This is a genomic window from Limnohabitans sp., from assembly GCF_031538885.1.
Taxonomy (GTDB): Bacteria; Pseudomonadota; Gammaproteobacteria; order Burkholderiales; family Burkholderiaceae_C; genus Limnohabitans.
Window position 1 is genome coordinate 1 of record NZ_JAVKLW010000089.1, and the last position, 20,577, is coordinate 20,577.

Annotated in this window: 23 protein-coding genes, 3 tRNA genes and 1 pseudogene; 14 read left to right on the forward strand and 13 right to left on the reverse strand. The window is 54.8% G+C overall.

What is annotated here, in order from left to right; genetic code table 11:
• Positions 1 to 109: 109 nt before the first annotated feature.
• From RMS03_RS07010 to RMS03_RS07020, 3 genes are all read right to left on the reverse strand, one after another.
• Positions 110 to 892: a hypothetical protein gene (locus RMS03_RS07010; RefSeq protein WP_310626370.1), complete on the reverse strand. Its 783-nt coding sequence runs from the start codon at positions 890 to 892 to the stop codon at positions 110 to 112.
• 114 nt (positions 893 to 1,006) lie between these two features.
• Positions 1,007 to 1,083: transfer RNA gene (locus RMS03_RS07015), tRNA-Arg, on the reverse strand.
• Positions 1,084 to 1,113: 30 nt separating this feature from the next.
• Positions 1,114 to 1,190, reverse strand: a tRNA-Ile gene (locus RMS03_RS07020).
• A 47-nt stretch (positions 1,191 to 1,237) separates the two neighbouring features.
• On the opposite strand from RMS03_RS07020, the gene RMS03_RS07025 reads away from it, so the two are divergent.
• Positions 1,238 to 2,179 (forward strand): DMT family transporter, encoded by a 942-nt coding sequence (locus RMS03_RS07025; protein ID WP_310626371.1) that lies wholly within the window; start codon positions 1,238 to 1,240, stop codon positions 2,177 to 2,179.
• A gap of 7 nt (positions 2,180 to 2,186) precedes the next feature.
• Here the strand turns inward: RMS03_RS07025 and hrcA are convergent, their stop codons facing one another.
• Entirely contained in the window at positions 2,187 to 3,188 is a 1,002-nt protein-coding gene (hrcA, locus tag RMS03_RS07030; protein ID WP_310626372.1) for a heat-inducible transcriptional repressor HrcA, read from the reverse strand.
• Positions 3,189 to 3,226: 38 nt separating this feature from the next.
• Between hrcA and RMS03_RS07035 the strand changes: the two genes are divergently transcribed.
• From RMS03_RS07035 to rapZ, 3 genes are read left to right on the forward strand one after another with little or no spacing between them, the layout of a single operon-like run.
• Positions 3,227 to 4,120 (forward strand): NAD kinase, encoded by an 894-nt coding sequence (locus RMS03_RS07035; RefSeq protein ID WP_310626373.1) that lies wholly within the window; start codon positions 3,227 to 3,229, stop codon positions 4,118 to 4,120.
• Positions 4,117 to 5,790 (forward strand): DNA repair protein RecN, encoded by a 1,674-nt coding sequence (gene recN, locus RMS03_RS07040; protein WP_310626374.1) that lies wholly within the window; start codon positions 4,117 to 4,119, stop codon positions 5,788 to 5,790. Before RMS03_RS07035 ends, recN begins: the two co-directional genes overlap by 4 nt.
• A complete protein-coding gene (rapZ, locus tag RMS03_RS07045) occupies positions 5,787 to 6,665 on the forward strand; it encodes an RNase adapter RapZ (protein WP_310626375.1) in 879 nt (292 codons plus the stop codon). Before recN ends, rapZ begins: the two co-directional genes overlap by 4 nt.
• Here the strand turns inward: rapZ and mutY are convergent.
• Positions 6,662 to 7,711, reverse strand: coding sequence for an A/G-specific adenine glycosylase (gene mutY, locus RMS03_RS07050; protein ID WP_310626376.1), 1,050 nt, complete (start codon positions 7,709 to 7,711; stop codon positions 6,662 to 6,664). The two genes, rapZ and mutY, sit on opposite strands and share 4 nt — an antisense overlap.
• Positions 7,708 to 8,523 (reverse strand): bifunctional DNA-formamidopyrimidine glycosylase/DNA-(apurinic or apyrimidinic site) lyase, encoded by an 816-nt coding sequence (mutM, locus tag RMS03_RS07055; RefSeq protein ID WP_310626377.1) that lies wholly within the window; start codon positions 8,521 to 8,523, stop codon positions 7,708 to 7,710. Before mutM ends, mutY begins: the two co-directional genes overlap by 4 nt.
• Before the next feature lie 40 nt (positions 8,524 to 8,563).
• On the opposite strand from mutM, the gene RMS03_RS07060 reads away from it, so the two are divergent.
• From RMS03_RS07060 to RMS03_RS07095, 8 genes are all read left to right on the forward strand, one after another.
• A complete protein-coding gene (locus RMS03_RS07060) occupies positions 8,564 to 10,204 on the forward strand; it encodes a tetratricopeptide repeat protein (RefSeq protein ID WP_310626378.1) in 1,641 nt (546 codons plus the stop codon).
• A 2-nt stretch (positions 10,205 to 10,206) separates the two neighbouring features.
• Entirely contained in the window at positions 10,207 to 10,701 is a 495-nt protein-coding gene (locus RMS03_RS07065) for a lipoprotein insertase outer membrane protein LolB (RefSeq protein WP_310626379.1), read from the forward strand.
• A 2-nt stretch (positions 10,702 to 10,703) separates the two neighbouring features.
• A complete protein-coding gene (gene ispE, locus RMS03_RS07070) occupies positions 10,704 to 11,549 on the forward strand; it encodes a 4-(cytidine 5'-diphospho)-2-C-methyl-D-erythritol kinase (protein WP_310626380.1) in 846 nt (281 codons plus the stop codon).
• Between the two features lie 32 nt (positions 11,550 to 11,581).
• Positions 11,582 to 11,658, forward strand: a tRNA-Gln gene (locus RMS03_RS07075).
• A gap of 81 nt (positions 11,659 to 11,739) precedes the next feature.
• Positions 11,740 to 12,717: a ribose-phosphate pyrophosphokinase gene (locus RMS03_RS07080; protein WP_310626392.1), complete on the forward strand. Its 978-nt coding sequence runs from the start codon at positions 11,740 to 11,742 to the stop codon at positions 12,715 to 12,717.
• Positions 12,718 to 12,829: 112 nt separating this feature from the next.
• Positions 12,830 to 13,450, forward strand: coding sequence for a 50S ribosomal protein L25/general stress protein Ctc (locus RMS03_RS07085; protein WP_310626381.1), 621 nt, complete (start codon positions 12,830 to 12,832; stop codon positions 13,448 to 13,450).
• Positions 13,451 to 13,518: 68 nt separating this feature from the next.
• On the forward strand, positions 13,519 to 14,193 hold the full coding sequence (gene pth, locus RMS03_RS07090) for an aminoacyl-tRNA hydrolase (protein ID WP_310626382.1): 675 nt from the start codon (positions 13,519 to 13,521) through the stop codon (positions 14,191 to 14,193).
• A gap of 49 nt (positions 14,194 to 14,242) precedes the next feature.
• Positions 14,243 to 14,656 (forward strand): hypothetical protein, encoded by a 414-nt coding sequence (locus RMS03_RS07095; RefSeq protein ID WP_310626383.1) that lies wholly within the window; start codon positions 14,243 to 14,245, stop codon positions 14,654 to 14,656.
• Positions 14,657 to 14,665: 9 nt separating this feature from the next.
• Here the strand turns inward: RMS03_RS07095 and RMS03_RS07100 are convergent, their stop codons facing one another.
• The 5 genes and pseudogenes from RMS03_RS07100 to rsmD form a co-directional block, all read right to left on the reverse strand.
• On the reverse strand, positions 14,666 to 14,920 hold the full coding sequence (locus tag RMS03_RS07100; RefSeq protein ID WP_310626384.1) for a YfhL family 4Fe-4S dicluster ferredoxin: 255 nt from the start codon (positions 14,918 to 14,920) through the stop codon (positions 14,666 to 14,668).
• 71 nt (positions 14,921 to 14,991) lie between these two features.
• Complete coding sequence (locus RMS03_RS07105) at positions 14,992 to 15,618, reverse strand: histidine phosphatase family protein (protein ID WP_310626385.1); 627 nt, start codon at positions 15,616 to 15,618, stop codon at positions 14,992 to 14,994.
• Positions 15,619 to 15,631: 13 nt separating this feature from the next.
• A pseudogene (locus RMS03_RS11665) lies at positions 15,632 to 15,703 on the reverse strand (histidine phosphatase family protein); the annotation flags it as partial.
• The gene (coaD, locus tag RMS03_RS07110; protein WP_310626386.1) at positions 15,700 to 16,200 is read right to left on the reverse strand and encodes a pantetheine-phosphate adenylyltransferase; all 501 of its coding nucleotides are present in this window, start codon (positions 16,198 to 16,200) and stop codon (positions 15,700 to 15,702) included. The gene coaD and the pseudogene RMS03_RS11665, both read right to left, overlap by 4 nt.
• 124 nt (positions 16,201 to 16,324) lie before the next feature.
• Complete coding sequence (gene rsmD, locus RMS03_RS07115; RefSeq protein ID WP_310626387.1) at positions 16,325 to 16,936, reverse strand: 16S rRNA (guanine(966)-N(2))-methyltransferase RsmD; 612 nt, start codon at positions 16,934 to 16,936, stop codon at positions 16,325 to 16,327.
• 30 nt (positions 16,937 to 16,966) lie between these two features.
• Here rsmD and ftsY point away from each other — a divergent pair, with 30 nt between their 5' ends.
• Positions 16,967 to 17,989: a signal recognition particle-docking protein FtsY gene (gene ftsY, locus RMS03_RS07120; RefSeq protein ID WP_310626388.1), complete on the forward strand. Its 1,023-nt coding sequence runs from the start codon at positions 16,967 to 16,969 to the stop codon at positions 17,987 to 17,989.
• Between the two features lie 58 nt (positions 17,990 to 18,047).
• Here the strand turns inward: ftsY and RMS03_RS07125 are convergent, their stop codons facing one another.
• The gene (locus tag RMS03_RS07125) at positions 18,048 to 18,236 is read right to left on the reverse strand and encodes a hypothetical protein (RefSeq protein WP_310626389.1); all 189 of its coding nucleotides are present in this window, start codon (positions 18,234 to 18,236) and stop codon (positions 18,048 to 18,050) included.
• Between the two features lie 194 nt (positions 18,237 to 18,430).
• Here RMS03_RS07125 and rpoH point away from each other — a divergent pair, with 194 nt between their 5' ends.
• On the forward strand, positions 18,431 to 19,354 hold the full coding sequence (gene rpoH / locus RMS03_RS07130) for an RNA polymerase sigma factor RpoH (RefSeq protein ID WP_310626390.1): 924 nt from the start codon (positions 18,431 to 18,433) through the stop codon (positions 19,352 to 19,354).
• 62 nt (positions 19,355 to 19,416) lie between these two features.
• Here the strand turns inward: rpoH and RMS03_RS07135 are convergent, their stop codons facing one another.
• Complete coding sequence (locus tag RMS03_RS07135; protein WP_310626391.1) at positions 19,417 to 20,412, reverse strand: tripartite tricarboxylate transporter substrate binding protein; 996 nt, start codon at positions 20,410 to 20,412, stop codon at positions 19,417 to 19,419.
• Between the last annotated feature and the right edge of the window lie 165 nt (positions 20,413 to 20,577).

A 20,577-nucleotide genomic window follows, 5' to 3' on the forward strand; every position in this document is an offset into this window, starting at 1 on the left:
AAACTCTCGTCGACGTGTGCGTTTACTTTGCAGCTCAAAGCCGCTGATCGATAGGCTGGTTTGTTTCATGTGTATTCAACGCAGTCTATGGCGTTCACGCTGTCAGGGTTTACAAGAAGGTTATGCAGATGTTCCCTAGGTAGCCTTCGCCAAAAATTCTCTTAATTTCATCGTCCGTAAACGGTTCGCCGTTTTGCGTTGCGGCGGCTAATTTTGATTTCGTACTGATTAAAAGTCCGTCAACTGGGCTTTTGTCGCTAGCGGTGTAGTACCCGTTTTTGATAGCCCAATTAAAGAAGTCGTTTATCTGACCTAAGCGCTTATTGATACGGTTGGCGCTGAGTTTGCGCCCTATCTCTGCGGTCTTCAAAGCCACGATTTCGGGCTTGGTGATTTGATTAATGTCTAAGTCGCTGTACAGCGCTATGAAGTCCTTGTAAGTGCGCCGCTTCTCGTCTATCGTGGTTTCCTTGTTGTCCAGCGTTTTTTCGGTGAGATAAAGCTCTGTTGCTTCACTGAACGGTTTGCCCTTTTGCCGCAGGCGTGTCTTGTCTTCGGGTGTCCACAGTTGAGCCAAGACTTTTTCAGCGCCGCCGTTGTCGAACGCTGCTTGCTCCTTGCGAAGTTTTTCAACATAAGCTACTTCTGCGGGATTGCTGGGGTCAAAGTCCAGCAGATTGCCGCCAATGGTGATTTTTAGCGGGTTGCTAACCTTGGCTGCTAGTTCCTCAAAGACTGTTTTTTTTCGTTCCATATCGCATTGTGTTTCAAAATCTAAGTTGAACCGCAATGCGAGCACCCGCGCCTGTGCGCTGTCTTTCGTGCCTAGGCTGTGCTGTCTCAGTCGTCGCTTGCCGTTTTGGTCAAAAAAATAGACACGGAGTGAATACACTCCGTGTCTACTCTTAAACAATCTCGGAATTTTTAGAGCCATGATGACACCAAGTAATGACACCTGATATCAAAAACCCTTAAAAATCCGTTCTAAATCATAAACTTAGAAAGTTGGTGCGGCTGGCAGGAATCGAACCCACGACCCCTTGGTTCGTAGCCAAGTACTCTATCCAGCTGAGCTACAGCCGCTCTGGAAAAACGTAAGTATATCACACAAGATGGTAGGGCGTCGCGGACTTGAACCGCGGACCAAAGGATTATGAGTCCTCTGCTCTAACCAACTGAGCTAACGCCCCAACCGAAGCGACAGATTGTAGAGGTTTCGCAAACTATGATTCCGCACATGAAACTCTCACTCAGAGCCCTTGGGCTCATCGCGGCTGTCGTGACGGTATTGATTTGGTCGTCGTTCATTGTTGTGGCTCGTGCCTCTGCCGCACGTCATTTGCTTCCTTTGGATATTGGTTTTTTACGCATCATCGGTGCGGCTTGTGTATTGCTACCTTGGGGCTGGTGGCTCATGCGTTCGCAGCGTCAGTCGGGTAAACGCATGGGTTCACTGTTGGGTTTGTCTCCTTTGCCTTTGCGCATCACGGCCGTGGCTGGCTTATTTGGCAGCATGCTCTACGCGATGCTGGCTTATTCAGGTTTTTTCTTTGCGCCTGCGGCACACGCCTCGGTGTTAATGCCCGGCAGCTTGCCGTTGTGGACATCGATCTTGGCCATGGTGGTTTTGCATGACCACATCACCCGCGCACGTGCGATAGGACTGATCTGCATTGTTTTGGGCGACATGATGGTGGGAGGTGCCAGCTTGCTTAAAGCCTTTGAAGGCGGTGATGTGTGGAAAGGTGATTTGTTGTTCATGTGCGCGGCCTTTTGCTGGGCGTGCTACAGCGTCTTGGTGCGACGGTGCGCACTAGAACCAGTTCGAGCCACCATCGCTATTACTGCGTTTTCTTGTGTGAGTTTTGTGCCGATGTATGGCTTGGCTGCATTCATGCAATGGATTCCAAGCCACTTAGGCAGCGCCTCTGCGTCCGAAATGGTGTTTCAAGCGGTCTACCAAGGCGTAGGCTCGGTAGTAATTTCTGGCATCACCTTTAACGTGATGATTCGCCACTACGGCCCTGTGCGCTCCACCATGATTACAGCACTCGTGCCCGGCTTATCGGCGCTGGGGGCTGTGGTGTTTTTGAATGAACCTATGAGTCTCAACTTGCTCGCAGGCTTGGCGCTGGTGACGTGCGGAATTTTGTTTGGCGTTCAGCGGCCCAAAACTTAAAACATCGTTATTTGTGACTGAGCGCATGACTCACTAGCTTAGAGGTAATGTCCACAATTTGAATCATTCGGTCATACGCCATTCGTGTGGGACCAATGACGCCCAGCGTCCCCACCACATGACCATCGACTTCATACGATGCGCTGACCACAGACAACTCTTCCATCGGTACAATTTTGCTTTCCCCACCGATGTAGATGCGCACCCCCTGCGCTTGGGCAGAGCTATCGAGCAAACGAACCAATTGAGCCTTTTGCTCAAACAAATCAAACGCGCGGCGCAGGTTACCCATGTCGCTAGAAAAATCGCTCACCGACAGCAAGTTGCGCTCACCGCTGATGACCACATCGTCTTGGGCTTGGGCAAGCGCCTCCGTGCTCACCTGTACTGCAGCCTGCATCAGGCTAGCGATTTCACCACGCAGCGACTCCACCTCAGCCAACAATTTTTCACGCACTTGCTCAATCGTCATACCCACGAAATGGTGGTTCAAATAGTTAGAGGCTTCAACCAACTGCGACGCGGTGTACTCCACCTCGGTAAACAGTACACGGTTTTGCACATCCCCTTCGGGCGACACGATGATGACCAAGACACGGCGATCTGACAAACGCAAAAACTCAATGTGCCGAAACACCGAACTGCGGCGCGGTGCAATGACCACGCCGACAAACTGCGACAAGTCGGACAGCAAATGCGCTGCGTTGGCAATCACTTTTTGCGGCTGGTCGGGAGCCAAGCTGGGCGTTTGCAGATGACTGCGCTCGGTGGTCAGCATGGTGTCCACAAACAGCCGATAGCCGCGTGCTGTGGGAATACGCCCTGCCGAGGTGTGGGGGCTGGCAATCAGGCCCAGCTCCTCTAAATCAGACATCACATTGCGGATGGTGGCAGGCGATAGCTCAATGCCCGTAGCGCGAGACAACGTGCGCGAACCGACGGGTTGCCCGTCAGCGATGTAGCGCTCTACCAGCGCTTTGAGTAATAACTTGGCGCGATTGTCTAGCATGTTGAATCTTTGGCGAATTTTAATGATGTAATTTACCCATGAAATCGAAGTTTCGTCAGATCGCCTTGTTTGGCAAATACCACCCCTCGGTGGGCAACGCCAAACCTTCCTCTCAAAAAATCTTGGAGGACATCGCTCAGTTCTTGCACACGCAAGGCTGCGAAGTCGTCCTAGAGCACGACACTGCCGCAGGCTCAGGCCTGAGTGGCTATCCCGTGATGGGCATCGAAGAAATCGGCAAGTCATGTGACCTCGCCATTGTGGTGGGTGGCGACGGCACCATGCTGGGCTATGCCCGTCAACTAGCGCCTCACAACGTGCCACTGATTGGTATCAACCAAGGTCGCCTGGGTTTTATCACTGATATCCCGCTGAACGAAGTTAAAAATACGCTGACGACCATGCTGGGCGGTGCCTATGAGGAGGACCGCCGCGCCTTGATGCGTGCCAAAGTTTGGCGCGATGGGCACTGCGTCTTCAACGCTCTGGCGCTCAACGATGTGGTGGTCAATCGTGGTGCCACCTCGGGCATGCTGGAAGTGCGCGTGGCGGTAGATGGTCGCTTTGTGGCGAACCAACGTGCGGATGGATTAATCATTGCCACCCCTACCGGTTCCACCGCTTATTCGTTGTCTGTGGGTGGCCCGTTGTTGCACCCCTCCTTACCCGCGTGGGTGATGGCCCCCATCGCACCACACACCTTGTCCAACCGCCCCATTGTGTTGGCCGACACCGGTGAGGTGACGATTGACTTGGTGGCAGGCCGCGACGCCAGCGCCAACTTTGACATGCAGTCACTCGCATCCTTGCTGATTGGTGACCGCATCACCGTGAAGCGCTCTAACTATCACGCGACCTTTTTGCACCCACGTGGCTGGAGCTACTACGACACCTTGCGCCAAAAATTGCATTGGAACGAGGGTGTGGCATGAGTTTGCAGCACATCGTTTTGCGCGATTTTGTGATCGTGCGGGAACTAGACCTCAATTTATCAGGTGGTTTTTCCGCGCTCACAGGCGAGACCGGTGCTGGTAAATCGATACTGATTGACGCGCTGCAATTGGTGCTGGGCGCTCGTGCCGACAGCGGCGTGGTGCGCGAAGGCGCATCACGTGCCGAGATTTGCGCAGAGTTCCACACCACACCTGAAATTTTGGAATGGTTGGACCAAGAAGGCTTTACCGATATCGCATCTGACGACCACCTGCTGCTCAAACGCACGATTGACACGCAGGGCAAAAGCCGCGCGTGGATCAGCGGCGGCCCCGCCACGGCCACCCAGCTGCGGGCCTTGGGCGACAGGGTGCTCGACATTCACGGTCAACACGCGTGGCAAAGCCTGACCCGCCCAGAGGCCGTGCGCGGCTTGTTCGATGCCTATGCGGGCGTGAACTTACAAAGCCTCAACCAAGCTTGGACACACTGGCGTCAAACCACTCAAGCCTTGCACGCAGCACGCACCGCACAAGCCACATTGCAAGAAGAACGTGAACGCCTGTTGTGGCAAATCGCCGAAGTGGACAAACTCAGCCCCGTCATGGATGAGTGGGCTGACCTCAACAGCCAGCACACCCGCTTGTCCAACGCACAGGCCTTGATGGATGCGGCACAAAGCGCCATCAACGCCTTGGAAGACGACGATAACGGCGCATTGCATCTGCTGACCAAAGCGCAAGACACCCTGCAAGACCAAACCGATGTAGAGCCAGAGTTCTCCGCACTGGTCGATGTGCTGGCCTCTAGCCTCGCACAAGCAGGAGATGTGGCGCATTCGCTCAACGCCTATCTGAGCCGCACCGAGCTGGACCCTGCACGCTTGCAAACGTTGGATGACCGCATGTCGTTGTGGATGTCTTTGGCACGCCGCTTCAAGCGAACATCCCAAGAGTTGCCTGCGCTCCATCAAGAGTGGAAAGATCGCTTGTTGCAGTTGGATGCCGCCACAAACCTGAATGCGCTTGAAGGCACGGAGTCCAAAGCCGGAGCAGCCTATCAGACACAAGCCCGCAAGGTGTCGCAAGCTCGCACACTAGCCGCGCCCAAACTAGCCAATGCCATCACCCAAGCCATGCAAGGTTTGGGCATGCAAGGTGGACGCTTTGAGGTGCAGCTAGAACCAGTGGCGCAAGCCACTGCCAGCGGCCTAGAGACCATCACCTTCTTGGTCGCAGGCCACCCCGGCGGCACACCCCGCCCTGTCGGCAAAGTAGCGTCAGGCGGCGAACTCTCTCGCATTGCCTTGGCCATTGCCGTGACCACCAGCGAGTTAGGCACGGCGCAAACACTCATCTTTGATGAGGTCGATTCTGGCGTGGGTGGCGCGGTGGCCGAGACAGTAGGTCGCCTGATGAAGCAACTCGGTCAAGACCGCCAAGTGTTGGCTGTCACCCACTTGCCGCAAGTCGCGGCTTGTGCAGACCACCACTTGCTAGTTTCCAAACGCAGCGATGCGAAAGGCACGTCGAGTCAGGTCTCGGTGCTCACGGCCGATGCACGCGTGCGTGAGATTGCACGCATGTTAGGTGGTGAAAAAGTCTCAGACACCACCCTCGCACACGCGCATGAGATGCTTCAAACGTCCACCAAGGCCAGTCAAAAATGAAACAAGAATTGGTACTGATCACTGGCATGTCGGGCTCAGGCAAGTCCGTGGCCTTGAATGCACTGGAAGACGCGGGCTATTACTGCGTCGACAACTTGCCGCCTGAGTTGCTCTTGCCTTTTGTGCAGCTAGAGGAGCAACAAAGCATCAGCAAGGTCGCCATTGCGATGGACGTGCGTAGCGCCAGTTCTTTGCCCTTGGTGCCAGCCCAACTGGCCCATTTGCGCCTGATGGATGTGGATGTACGTCTGCTCTTCTTAGACGCGACCACCGAAATTTTGGTGCATCGATTTTCCGAAACGCGCCGCCGCCACCCCCTATCACGCCAAGACGGCCAAGACGTGGTGCGTGACCAACAACGGGACCTCGTGGAGGCGATTGAGCTTGAACGCGAACTGCTGTCTGAGCTGCGTGAAGAGTCGCACATCATCGACACCAGCTTGTTGCGCAGCAGCAAGTTGCAGGGCTATATCAAATCACTGATCTCAGCCCCTGCCACGCAATTGACTTTGATGTTTGAATCGTTTGCTTTCAAGCGTGGCATTCCCGTGCATGCCGACTATGTGTTTGATGTTCGGATGCTGCCCAACCCGCACTACGAGCCTGCCTTGCGGCCTCTGACGGGCCGTGATGGCCCTGTCGCAGATTGGCTGGCCGAGCACGGTGCGGTGGGGAAAATGGCCAGCCAAATCACCGACTTCATGAACACTTGGTTACCGTACCTCAACCAAGACCACCGCAGCTACGTGACCGTTGCAATTGGTTGCACAGGGGGGCAGCATCGTTCGGTGTATTTGGTGGAGTTGCTGTCCAAGCGTTTTGCGCAAGAGTGGGTCACACTCAAACGTCACCGTGAATTGGATGTTGCGCCTTAAGGCGTCAACAGCTTACGCACAGGCGCAGGTAGACCCAGTGCTGGCCAGTCGGCTTGAAGCACCCACTGCCCCTCGCCCATCGAGACCCCCAACTTGACAGGGCTTGGCAGCGTCAACGCCACGGGATGCACATGCAAATCTTTGTGCGTCAACACATGTTTGAACACAGCCGCCTCCTGCAAGTGGACGCGGTACTTTGCTGGCAATGCGGCTTGCAAAGCCTCGAAGCTTTGAAAAACGGGCAAGCAATACAAACCCGCCCACACACCTGTTTGCGGACGTTGCATCAGCCACACATCGCCGTTGGTCGTTTGGGCTTGCAATAACCACAACTGCTCTGACGTGCGTTTGAGCTCGTGGGTTTTGATGGGATAGTTTTCTGTCTGCCCCTCACGCTTGGCAACGCAAGCATTGGCCACGGGGCATTGCCCACATTGCGGTTTTTTAGGGGTGCAAACCGTGGCCCCCAAATCCATCACACCTTGCGTGTAGCGAGGCATGGATTGGGTCACGTCACACTGGGGTAATAGGGTTTGGGCAATGGCCCATAACTCTTTTTCCACACGCGACGATGCCAAATTTTCTTTAAAGCCCAAATACCGAGTGAGCACACGTTTGACATTGCCATCCAATATGGCAATCGGTTCGCCAAAGCACAGCGAGGCCACCGCAGCCGCGGTGGAGCGGCCAATGCCAGGCAAGGTTTGTAGAGATTCGGCACTGCGCGGGAACACACCACCATGCAAAGCCACCACCTCTTGCGCGGCACGGTGCATGTTGCGGGCGCGGCTGTAGTAGCCCAGGCCACTCCACAAGCCAAGCACCTCATCTTGGTGGGCCACCGCCAAATCAGCCACGGTGGGAAAGCGCGCCATGAAGCGCGCAAAGTAGTCGCGCACCGTGGTCACCTGTGTTTGCTGCAACATGATTTCTGACAGCCACACAGCATACGGATCTTGCGTGTTTTGCCACGGCAGATCGTGGCGACCATGTTTTTTTTGCCATGCCACCACCGTGGTGCCAAAGTTGATCTGTTGTGTGCTCATGGTTTTTGGCAAGTGGGGCAGTAATAGGTCGATCGCTGACCTTGTTGGATGCGCCGAATCGCCGTGTCACAGACACGGCATGGCTCACCCGCGCGATCATAGACATGAGCTTCGAGCTGGAAGTAGCCTAGCTGGCCATCGGCGCTGGAGAAGTCGCGCAAGGTGCTGCCGCCTTTCTTCACCGCACGAGCCAAAACATCCATAATGGCCAAACGCAGCTTCTCGGCACGTGGACGGCTGATGCGGTCGGCGCGTACCGTGGGCCGAATGCCCGCCAAGAATAAGGCCTCTGACGCGTAAATATTCCCCACCCCTACCACCAGATCGCCGCCGAGCAGGACTTGCTTGATGGCCGTTTTTCGTTTTCGCAAACCGGCATGAAATGCATCCAAAATGAACCCGCCATCCAGGGGTTCCACACCCAAGTGCCCCAGCAGCTTCACTGCTGCTGCACTGTGTTCGCTGGGCGCATACACCACCGCTCCAAAACGGCGAGGGTCATTCAGGCGTAACAAACCGTGGGTGGTGTCCAAATCAAAGTGGTCATGCACTTGTGCAGGGTTTCTGTTTTCGCTGAACCGCAAGCTGCCCGACATGCCCAAATGCCACAACAGCAAGCCGTCATCCAAATCGACCAACAGGTACTTGCCACGTCGGCGCACCCTTAGCACGTGTTGGCCGACCAGCGCATCAGGCTCACAGCCCAAAGGCCAGCGCAGCGGTTTGCCAACTCGCACCGCCGTGATGTGTGCACCAGCGATGCGATCAGCAAAGCTCAAGCGGGTCACTTCAACTTCAGGTAATTCAGGCATGGAACATTCAAAAAAAACAGTCAGCGATTATGATGCGGACATGAAATTCCTCTTGCCAGCAGCCCGTCTTTGGGCTTTGCGCCTTGCACTTCTCACCGCCGCGACTTGTACCCTGCCTGCTACGAGCAGTGCACAAGCCAGCGATGCGCCCACCGTGCAAAACTCCTCAATGACCGGGGAGTTGCTGTACGAAATTTTGTTGGGTGAGCTCAATGTGCGCCAAGGCGAATCTGTCGCAGGCTTCTCTCTTTTGTTGGATGCAGCGCGTAAGTCCAACGATGTGCAGTTATATGACCGCGCCGTTGAGATTGCTCTGCAAGCACGCTCAGGTGACGGCGCCTTGATGGCGGCTCGCGCTTGGTCACAAGCATGGCCACAAGACCGAAAAGCCAACAACCAAGTGCTTCAAATTTTGTTGGCGCTTAATCAAGTCGCGGCAAGCTTAGAGCCCCTCAAAAAAGAATTGGCTCTCGCGCCGGACATCGAACGTGACAACGTGATCAACTTGATGCCTCGACATTACGCACGCGTCACCGATAAAAAACGGGCGACCCACGTGGTGGAGATGGCGCTTGAGCCTTATTTAAACAAAACCAACAACGCAGCGTCTGCATGGACAACGGTTGGACGCATGCGCATCAGCATCAACGACATGACGGGTGCGCTAGACGCCGCCAAGAAGGGGCAGTCCGCCGATACCAAGGCCCAAGGCCCCGTACTGCTAGCCCTTGAATTGATAGGTAAAAAAATGCCTGAAGCTGAAGCCTTGGTCACCCTAGCTTTACGCCGCCAAGAAGGCACTGAGTTAGCGATGGGTTATGTACGTGTGCTGATTGAGCTAGAGCGCTACACCGAAGCGTCTGAGCAACTCCAAGCCATCACACGCAAAGACCCCAAATTGGCTGATGCGTGGTTGGTGTTGGGTTCCTTGCAATTCGAACAAGGCCAAGACAACCAAGCTGAAGCATCGTTGGCTCGGTATGTCGCACTTGCCGCACAAGACACCACGGACAACAGCACACGTGGGCTCACCCAAGCCCAAACTCGCCGCGCCGCATTGCTGGCCCGCCAAGGCAAGATGGACCAGGCGCGTCAACTGATTACCCAATTACCCGTCCACAGCGCGGAGGAGCAGCGCAACCGCCTCCTCGTAGAAGTTCAACTCTTGCGCGATCATCGTCAATGGCAAGCGGCGTTTGACCTCCTCGCAACCAACAGTGGCAACGATGTGGACTTGATGTACGAACAAGCCATGTTGGCAGAAAAACTCGATCGCGTGGATGAGATGGAGAAACTTCTGCGCGCTGTGTTCTCACAAAACCCCAGCTACTACAACGCTTACAACGCACTGGGATTCTCCTTGGCTGATCGCAATGTGCGCTTGCCTGAGGCCAAACAATTGATCATCAAAGCCCTAGCGTTAGCGCCCGATGATCCTTTCATCACCGACAGTCTGGGCTGGGTCGAGTTCCGTTTGGGCAATCTCGGCTCTGCGCTGAGTTATTTGCAAAAGGCCTACAAAGACCGCGCCGATGCAGAAATCGCAGCACACTTGGGAGAAGTACTCTGGAAAATGAAACGCCAAGAAGAGGCTATTCAAATTTGGCGCGAGGGTCTCAAGACATCGCCCAACAATGAGACTTTGCAAGAAACCCTGCAACGCCTCAAACCCACGCTGTGACCATGCGGCGTGTGTGGGCTGTTTTGCTGACAGAATGGATGCTGGCAGGCTGCGCGACACTTGGCCGCCCCACTAAAACAGCAGACCTTGAACCACTCCACCAAGCGCAGTGGCAAGGGCGCATCAGCGTGAATGTGCAAGGCGATGCGCCCTCGTCGATGAGCGCCAGCTTCTTTTTGCGTGGCGATGCCAGCAACGGCGAACTTGATTTGTACTCACCACTTGGCACCACCGTGGGTGCTTTGCAGTGGTCGCCACAATTCGTGCAATTCAACGATGGCAGCAAACACCAACACTTCCATTCGTTAGCTGAGTTGACTGAAAAAGCCACGGGTGCTGCCCTGCCTATTGAGGCCCTCTTCGGGTGGCTAGATGGTCTTGATGTGCGCGCTACTGGCTGGCAAGTCGACTTATCCAACATCTCGCAAGGCAGCCTCAGTGCGCGTCGCTCGACACCCAAGCCTGAAGTGACACTTCGGATCAAACTCGACCCATGAACATGCGCTCGCTTCACAACGTCCTCGCCCCTGCCAAACTCAACTTGTTTTTGCACATCACAGGGCAACGCAACGATGGCTACCACTTGCTGCAATCCGTTTTCATGTTGATTGACTGGTGCGACACCTTGCACTTTGATCTACGCAACGACGGCCTGGTTGAGCGCCAAGACATCTCCACTCCTCTGCCCGCCAATGATTTAGTCCTACGTGCAGCACACGCCCTGCAACAGGCCAGCGGCACACCGCTAGGGGCAAACATCGCCATTGAAAAAAATATTCCCGCCCAAGCAGGCATGGGCGGCGGTTCATCCGATGCGGCAACCACCTTGTTGGCGCTCAATCGTTTGTGGAGCTTGAATTGGTCGCGCGCCAAGCTCATGCCTTTGGCGCTCTCACTCGGTGCCGATGTCCCATTTTTCGTCGATGGTCACAATGCTTGGGTTGAAGGCATTGGCGAACAAATCACGCCCATCGACCTGCCCTCTCGCCGCTTTGTGGTGGTTAAACCCGATGCAGGGTTAGAGACTGCCAAAATTTTTCGTCAGCCACAACTCCAACGCGCTACAGAAACTGCTACAATGTCAGTCTTCGTTGTTGATCCTTTCGGTTTTGGCCGTAATGATTTGCAGCCAGTGGCTCAAGTGCTGTGCCCAGAGATCACCGAAGCCCTTGAGTGGTTAGGTTCTTTAGGATTAAGCCCACGCATGACCGGCTCTGGCAGCGCAGTGTTTGCTCAATTACCTGATGGTGTGTCAATTGACTCCGCACCACACAACTGGCAAATGCGGATATGCAGCAATATGGCAGTTCATCCACAAGCGAGTTGGGCGGTCAGCGAAAGTTAACGGTTGGTAGCTGCAACGCTGTTGACCTGTGTAGGGGATTCGCCAAGTTGGTTAAGGCACTGGATTTTGATTCCAGCATTCCGAGGTTCGAGTCCTCGATCCCCTGCCAAATTTCTTAAAAGCACTGATGTGCTTGGTTTGCAAGTGACGACTTATTGCGTCATTGGTCTTGAAGCGAAAGTCATACGTCATCATGTCGAACCATACCCCCGACTTCATGGTCTTTACTGGCAATGCCAATCCAACGTTGGCCGCCGAAATCGCAACACACCTCGGCATCGAAGTAGGTGCAGCCCATGTAGGCCGCTTCTCTGACGGCGAAGTCACCGTCGAAATTAATCAAAACGTACGCGCCCGCGATGTGTTTGTGGTGCAAAGCACTTGCGCCCCCACCAATGAAAGCGTGATGGAGCTGCTGATCATGGTGGACGCTTTGAAGCGCGCCTCCGCAGAACGCATCAGCGCCGTTATTCCCTACTTCGGTTACGCCCGCCAAGATCGTCGTCCACGCTCAAGCCGTGTGCCGATCTCTGCCAAGCTGGTGGCCGATTTGCTGCAAACTGCTGGCGTGGCCCGCGTGTTAACCATGGATTTGCATGCGGACCAGATTCAGGGATTCTTCGACATTCCCGTCGACAACATTTACGCTTCCCCTGTGCTGCTGGGCGACTTGCGCACCAAAAACTATGACGACCTGATCGTGGTGTCACCCGATGTGGGTGGTGTGGTGCGCGCGCGCGCCTTGGCCAAGCAACTCGGTTGCGATTTGGCCATCATCGACAAGCGCCGCCCCAAAGCCAACGTGTCTGAAGTCATGAACGTCATTGGCGACATCGAAGGCCGCAACTGCGTGATCATGGACGACATGATCGACACTGCAGGTACTTTGGTCAAAGCCGCTGAGGTTCTCAAAACACGGGGTGCCAAAAAGGTGTACGCCTATTGCACACACCCTATATTCTCTGGCCCTGCGATTGAACGCATCGCCAAGGGCGATGCCCTCGACGAAGTCGTGGTGACCAACACGATTCCTTTGAGCGAAGCTGGCCGCGCCTGTAAAAAAATCCGCCAACTCACCGTGGCTCCGTTGATCGCTGAGACGATTCAACGCATTGCCAGCGGTGAGTCGGTCATGAGCTTGTTCTCCGACCAAGACCAGTTGTTCTAAACAACTGCTGAAGTCGTCGAACATCGACCCCAGGTTGCCTTCCTTGTGTTGTGCAACCTATTTTTGAAACTGGAGCCACACTGGTCGCGGTGGGTTCTTACTGGAGTTAATTATGAAATTTATCGCTTTTGAGCGCGCTAAGCAGGGAACGGGTGCGAGCCGCCGTCTGCGTATCACTGGCCGTACACCTGGCATCGTCTATGGTGGCACCGCTGAACCTACATTGATCGAACTCGATCACAACGCTTTGTGGCACGCCCTCAAGAAAGAAGCCTTCCACGCTTCTGTCTTGCAGATGGAATATGCTGGCAAAACAACCGAAGTGTTGTTGCGCGATGTGCAATACCACCCCTTCAAGCAACTCGTCTTGCACATCGACTTCCAACGCATCGATGCCAACACCAAGATGAAGAAAAAAGTGCCTTTGCACTACTCGGGTGAAGAAAACTCTCCAGCCGTGAAAGTTGACCAATGCTTGATCAACCACATCGCCACTGAATTAGAAGTCTCTTGCATGCCAAAAGACTTACCCGAGTTCATTGCCGTGGACTTGAGCAACTTGACCAAAGGTCACTCTTTGCACGCCAAAGACATCACCCTGCCCGCAGGCGTGACGGTTGTGGCACCCGGCAGCTCCAACCCCGTGTTGGTCGCCGTGGTGGCAACAAAGGCTGAGGTGCCTACCCCTCAAGAAGCTGCCGCCGCTGCTGGCGACAACAAAAAGAAGAAGTAATTTCTCACCAGCGATTGCTTTGAACGGCCCACTTCGGTGGGCCGTTTTGCTTTTGGAATAATCCTCACATGATCAAGCTCCTCGTTGGCCTGGGTAACCCCGGCACTGAATACGAAGCCACGCGCCACAACGCGGGCTTTTGGTGGATAGAGACCATCGCGCGCGACCTCAAGGTGACGCTACAGCCTGACCGTGCCTACCACGGCTTGGTGGTACGCACGGCGGTCAAAGGCGAGAACGTGTGGCTGCTTGAACCACAAACATTCATGAATCTCTCAGGCAAATCAGTGGGCGCCTTGGCCAGGTTCTTCAAAATTCAACCGCAAGAGATTTTGGTGATTCATGATGAGTTGGACATCACGCCCGGTGAAGCCAAACTCAAACTCGGGGGTGGTCATGCCGGACACAATGGTCTGCGCGACATTCATGCACAGCTCGGCACAGACCAGTACTGGCGACTGCGCATTGGCATTGGCCACCCTGGTGTGAAATCAGAAGTTGCGAACTGGGTGTTGAAAAAACCGGCTCCCGACCAATACAGTGTCATTGAAGACTGCATCACCCGCACCAGCTTGGCCCTGCCGCATTTGCTCGCAGGAGACATGGTGAAAGCCACACAAATGATTCACACCGCCAAACCGCCTCGGCCCAAACCACCTCGGCCGACACCACTTTCCAGCACAGAGAACACAGGAGCTGATGATGCAAAGCAAACAAACGCCAAGGGGACGCAAGCAAGTTAGAACGTGTACATGGTCTCTGCAAGGCCTATGGATAAGCTGGTGGATGATCATGTCCACCCCTGCCGCGATGGCCAACAACACGGTGTATCGGTGTGGTGAGGCTTACAGCGCGTCTGCACAATGCCCAGACGGGCATGCAGCAGAGGTGATTCAACCCAGTGCTGAGCTTCACACCCACACGTCCAATCCAGCGAGCGTCATAAGGCAAGAAGCGCGTGAAGCGCAAACCCTCGAAACAAAGCGGCTGCAAGCGATGCAGCAAGCCACGCCAACAATGCCTGTCGGGCTTGGCACACCTCAACAGCCTACCCCTTCTGTGACATCATCCAGCACAGAGTACGACCGCAAACACGGCAAGAACGAGCGCACAGGCAAACCGAAAAGTCCTTACTTCACCGCCAAAGACCCATCCACACCCACCAAAAAGAAAAGCAACGCCAAAGCGTTGCCTACAAAGCCTTAGCGCTGCTGCTTACTGCGCGGTTTGCTGCAGGAGACGGAACTTCGCCAGCAACGCATCACGACCTTCCATATGCTGCGGATTGACGGGAATGCAGGCCACGGGGCATACCTGCACACACTGAGGTTCGTCAAAATGACCTACGCATTCGGTGCATTTGCTGGGATTGATTTCGTAAATCTCAGGTCCCAAGAAGATGGCGTCGTTCGGGCATTCCGGCTCACACACATCACAGTTGATGCATTCGTCGGTGATCATCAGGGCCATAGAACATCCATCGCAAGGCTAAGAAAACCCAATTATCCCCGCTTGCTGACAAACGCAACAGCATATGCGGCTTAGGCCACACGGCCTTGGTGTGTTTGGCCACGCGCCGCCAGCAAGCACTTTTGGTTGTAGGTGGGTTGCTCCGGCAAATCAGCCAAATGCGCGGCATCTGCCCACACCTGGATGTGCAATGCGCCATCACGCCAAGCCACTTGGTTCAAGCCCGCATTGGGAATGCCACACACACGCGGGCCACTGAGGGACAAAGCTTGCGCATGACGCCACACCATATCCAGTACGCCGCCGTGGGTCACCACCACCACGTGCTCGCCCACATGGTGCGTGGCTAAGTCGTGCAGCGCGACCATCACGCGGGCATGAAAAGCACGCGTGGTCTCAGCACCGTCTACCGCGAGATCGGCATCAAAGGCCAACCAACGCTGCCAAGCCTTTGGGTGTTGGGCTTGAATGTCGGAGCTGCGAAGACCTTCAAACACGCCAAAGCATTGTTCACGCAGACTTGCGTTCAAGATGCAGGTTTGGCCCAACACCTCCGCCACGGGTTGGGCGGTTTGTTGGGCGCGCAGCAAGTCGCTGCTGATGAGGTGGGTGGGCCCGCGGCCTTGGACTTGCCACTGTGCCAAGGCTTGCGCGATGCGGGTCTTCAAGCGTTGGGCTTGTTGCACCCCCCGTGTCATTGAGCGGCACGTCCAGTTGGCCTTGGAAACGCAGCTCGCGGTTCCAAGCGGTTTCGCCATGACGAATGAGTAAGAAGTCGGTCAAGACGCTGTAGCTTTCTTCGCCATCAAACGCTTGTAGACGCCCGCAGAGACAAGGTTCTGACCATCCCCCGCGCCACCCAACAAAGAAATTTCACGTACAAAAGTGCTGGAGATAAATTGATATTTGGCACTGGGTGTGAGAAACACCGTTTCGACATCTGGCATCAGATCGCGGTTCATGCCTGCGAGTTGAAACTCGTAATCGAAGTCCGTCACCGTGCGCACACCGCGCACTATCACGGTAGCGTTATGGGTACGTACAAAGTCACGGGCCAAACCAGTAAAGGGCACCACCTCTACCTGTGGATGCGACGCCATCGTCTCACGCGCCATGGCCATGCGTTCGTCCAAGCTGAACAAGGTTTTTTTGTGGTGTGCCGTCGCCACGGCCAAGATCACTTTGTCAAACATCGCCGCAGCACGCAAGACAATGTCTTCATGGCCCAAGCTGATAGGGTCAAAGGTTCCAGGGTAAATCGCGACGATTTGCTTAGACATGGTCAAGCCGCCTTCCGAGCCGCCTCAAAGGAGGCCTGCTCCCCTTGGGGGGCAGTGAATACACAAAGTGATGAACGTGGGGGTGCATGAGTTCTCCTTGGTGTTTCTAAAAAGTCAAGATTGATTATGCAAGCCGACGCAGCAAGTGCGCATGCACCGCCCCGGCCTTGAGGTGACGGTGAAGCCTAAGACCCAGAGGTACGAGTAGCTCATCCGTCCACGCCACAGGCGCTTCGAGATACACAAAGCCATCGGTCTTCACCGCTTTGGCCGCAGCTTGCAAAGCAGGCTCAAACAAGGCGCCGTCGAACGGTGGGTCAATGAAAATCAAATCGACACTGGACGCAGCGAGTTGCTTCAAGCACGCCACGCCGTCGGTGCGCAACACATGCACATGGGTGGCCTTGAGACGGTTCACTTGAACATTGAGCTGCGCCACCAAAGCGGGGTCTAGCTCGCACACCTGCACATGGGCAGCACCGCGTGAGGCGGCTTCAAAACCCAACGCACCTGTTCCTGCAAAGGGGTCCACGCAACGCCAACCTTGTAAGGACTGACCCAGCCAGTTGAACAAGGTTTCACGTACACGGTCAGGCGTGGGGCGCAATCCCAGTCGCAAGACGACGGGGAGCTTGGTACGTCGCCATTCACCGCCAATGATGCGAACTTCGCCAGCACCTTTGTGCGGTTTGGTTGGGGTGGGCTGAGGTGTAGAAGTAGGTGTGCGGGTTTTCATAGAATGGACTGATTCTAGAAACCCCCACACATGTTTAGCTTCTTCAAGAAAAAAATCGCGGCAACTACTGCTGCCACAGCAACCCCTGCCAGTCCCCCAAAGGCCACGCCAGCGCCAGCGGAGCGACCCCGCGAAGGTTGGATGGCTCGCTTGGGCAAGGGCCTGCGCCGCACAGGCCAAAGCATCAGCACGGTGTTCACAGGCGCGCAAATTGACGATGTGCTGTACGAGGAACTCGAAACCGCCCTGCTCATGGCCGATACGGGCGTGCAGGCCACAACGTACTTATTGGGTAACTTGAAACAACGGGTCAAAGACACAGGCACCACAGAGCCCTCGGCGGTCAAAGCATTGCTAGCCGCCTCCATCGCCCAATTGCTAAAACCCTTAGAAAAATCGCTCATCATCGGCGCACACAAACCCACCATCATCATGGTAGCGGGCGTTAACGGCGCAGGCAAAACCACCTCGATTGGCAAACTCACACGCCACCTCAGCGACAGCGGCGCTTCAGTGTTGCTGGCCGCGGCAGACACCTTTCGTGCCGCAGCGCGTGAGCAACTGGCCGTTTGGGCCACACGTAACACGGTAGAAATCGTCGCTCAAGAAGGCGGCGACCCTGCCGCGGTCAGCTTTGATGCCGTGACCGCAGGTCGTGCGCGTGGCAAAGACGTGGTGCTGGTCGACACAGCAGGTCGCTTACCCACACAGCTACACCTGATGGAAGAGCTCAAGAAGATCAAACGTGTGGTGCAAAAGGCGGAACCCACGGCCCCTCACGAGGTCTTGCTGGTGATTGACGGCAACACAGGCCAAAACGCCCTCACCCAAGTCAAAGCCTTTGACGAAACACTGAGTTTGACGGGCCTCATCGTCACCAAGCTCGATGGCACGGCCAAAGGCGGTGTGCTGGCGGCCATTGCGCTGTGGGGCCAAAGTCGGGCAACCGCAGGCAGGTCTGTGGTGCCCGTGTATTTCATCGGCGTGGGTGAAGCCGTCGAAGACTTAGAGACCTTCAACGCCCAAGAATTTGCCGACGCGCTCTTGAGCTAAAGCACCAACTTACAAAACCCACTCAGGGTTTGAGCACACCCCGCAAGCTATCGCGCCATTAACCGCAACGTTCTTGTGCCTCGACCACCGGGTAGCTGTCCATCCGCCCTTGCTTGCGCGTCAACGGTGGTTGCAAGTAATAGCCCAAGCCACAGCGCAAATGCGTTTCTGACGAATCGGAGTTCAGCACATGCGCGCAACTCTTGCAGCACTGCACAGCAATGCTCTCTAAAGTCATCGGTGACATCGCGGGCTTCTCCTTCGGCATGGTTGACTGGGCTTTTAGTTTGAATACTGCAATTAACATCAGTATATGTTAAAAAACAGTATTGAGCAGGAGGAAAAATCAGGAAACGGGTAAACCCGCGTTACAACATGGTCTTAGCACTCCAGCCTTGGGAGTGCTAATATAGAGTTTGGTTATCCGAAAGGACTACAAATATGACTACGTTGTTTCAACAGCCCCTCGCCATTTCCAACCCTTGGGCTTTGGTTCCATCGCTGGGCAACTTAGATGCCTACATCACGGCAGCCAACCGTTTGCCGATGCTCACCTTGGAGCAAGAGCAAGAATTTGCTCGCCAACTCAAGAACAACAACGACCTCGAAGCTGCGGGAAAGCTGGTGCTCTCACACCTGCGTTTGGTGGTTTCAGTGTCGCGCCAGTATTTGGGTTATGGCCTGCCCCACGCCGACCTGATTCAAGAAGGCAACATTGGTCTGATGAAAGCCGTCAAACGCTTTGACCCCGACCAAGGCGTGCGTTTGGTCAGCTATGCCATGCACTGGATCAAGGCGGAGATTCACGAATACATCTTGAAAAACTGGCGCATGGTCAAAGTGGCTACCACGAAAGCCCAGCGCAAATTGTTTTTCAACCTGCGCTCGATGAAACAAGGCTTCAAGGCTGACGCCTCTGAAGCCACGCATCGCAACACCCTCAACCCGCAAGAGGTCAATGCCGTCGCCAACAAGCTCAACGTCAAAACCGAAGATGTGCTGGAGATGGAAATGCGCATGTCCGGCGGCGATGTGCTGCTTGACCCCACGCCCAACGAAGACAGCGACGAAGCTTTTGGACCCATCGCTTATTTAACCGACACAAACCACGAACCCACTGCGATAATTGCGGCACATCAACGTGATATTTTGGCCTCTGACGGTATTGCCGCCGCACTCAATGTGTTGGATGCGCGTAGCCGTCGCATTGTGGAAGAACGCTGGCTCAAAGTGAATGACGACAACTCAGGCGGCATGACACTACATGAGTTAGCCTCCGAATTTGGCGTAAGCGCAGAACGCATTCGCCAAATTGAAGTTGCGGCGATGAAGAAGATGAAAGCCGCGTTGGTCGAATACGCTTAAAACCAAACTCGTTGCTGGGAACCACCACTCCATTACCCCCACTGAACCGCCCTATTGAAGGCTCAATCGAGCTTAGCGCCAGAGAGCTTGACCACACGCTCCCACACAAGGAATTCACTTTTGTAAATCACAGAAAATTGTTCGGGCGTATTGCCCACAGGAATGAAACCCATTTTGTTGATGCGCTCTTGCGTTTCAGGCAGTGCCACAATCGCACGCACTTCAGCAGAGACACGCTGCATCAACTCGCTGGGAGTTTTAGCTGGAGCGGCCATGGCAATCCAACCGGTGACGCGGAAGATGTCATCTTTGAAGCCTTGTTCACGCATGGTGGCAATGGTGGGCAACACGCTCATGCGTTGCTCGCCCGTGACCGCAATCGAACGCAATTTACCAGAATCAATATAAGGTTTGGCTGTTTTCGCACTGGCAAATGCAAAGTCAATCTGCCCACCCACCAAGTCTTGCAACATCGGTGCCTCACCCTTGTAAGCCGCATGCGTGAGATCAGCATTCAAACTTTGACTGAGGTAAGCGCCAGCCAAGTGCGCATAAGACCCCATACCCCAAGAGCCATAAGATAATTTATTGGGATTTTTCAGAACGTGTGCCTTCAAGTCGTTGGCATTGTTGATTCCTGAGTTGGGGTTCACCAGCAGGGTCACAGGTGCCAGCGCCAACTGAGACAGAAGCGAAAAATCACGGCCAGGGGTGTAAGGCAATTTCTCATACAAAAATTGATTGATCAAGACCGTGGTCCCCAAAGTCACCAAGAAGGTGTAGCCATCGGGGGCAGCCTTGGCCACCGCATCGGTGCCTGTCACGCCCCCTGCCCCAGCTCGGTTGTCAATCAACACGGGCTGTCCCAAACGATCAGACAGTTTCTCAGCCAAGGTCCTTGCAATGATGTCTGTCGCACCACCTGGGGCATAAGGCACGATCAACTTGATCGGTTTAGACGGATAGGTTTGTGCATTCGCACTTGTACCCAGGCACAGGCTCATCAAAGCAATGGCCGCATGCGTCAACCATTGACGGCGTGATGGGTTGTTCATCATGGTTTGTCTCCTGTTTGTATTAATCGGGCGGATTCAAGGACGAAGTGCAACACGCTTTAACGAGGCATGGAATACCTCGTGAGGTGTCTTGAATCCTAGTCGCTTTCTGGGGCGGTGATTCAATCGGTTTTCAATCATAGTCAATTCCTCATCCGTCACGGTTTC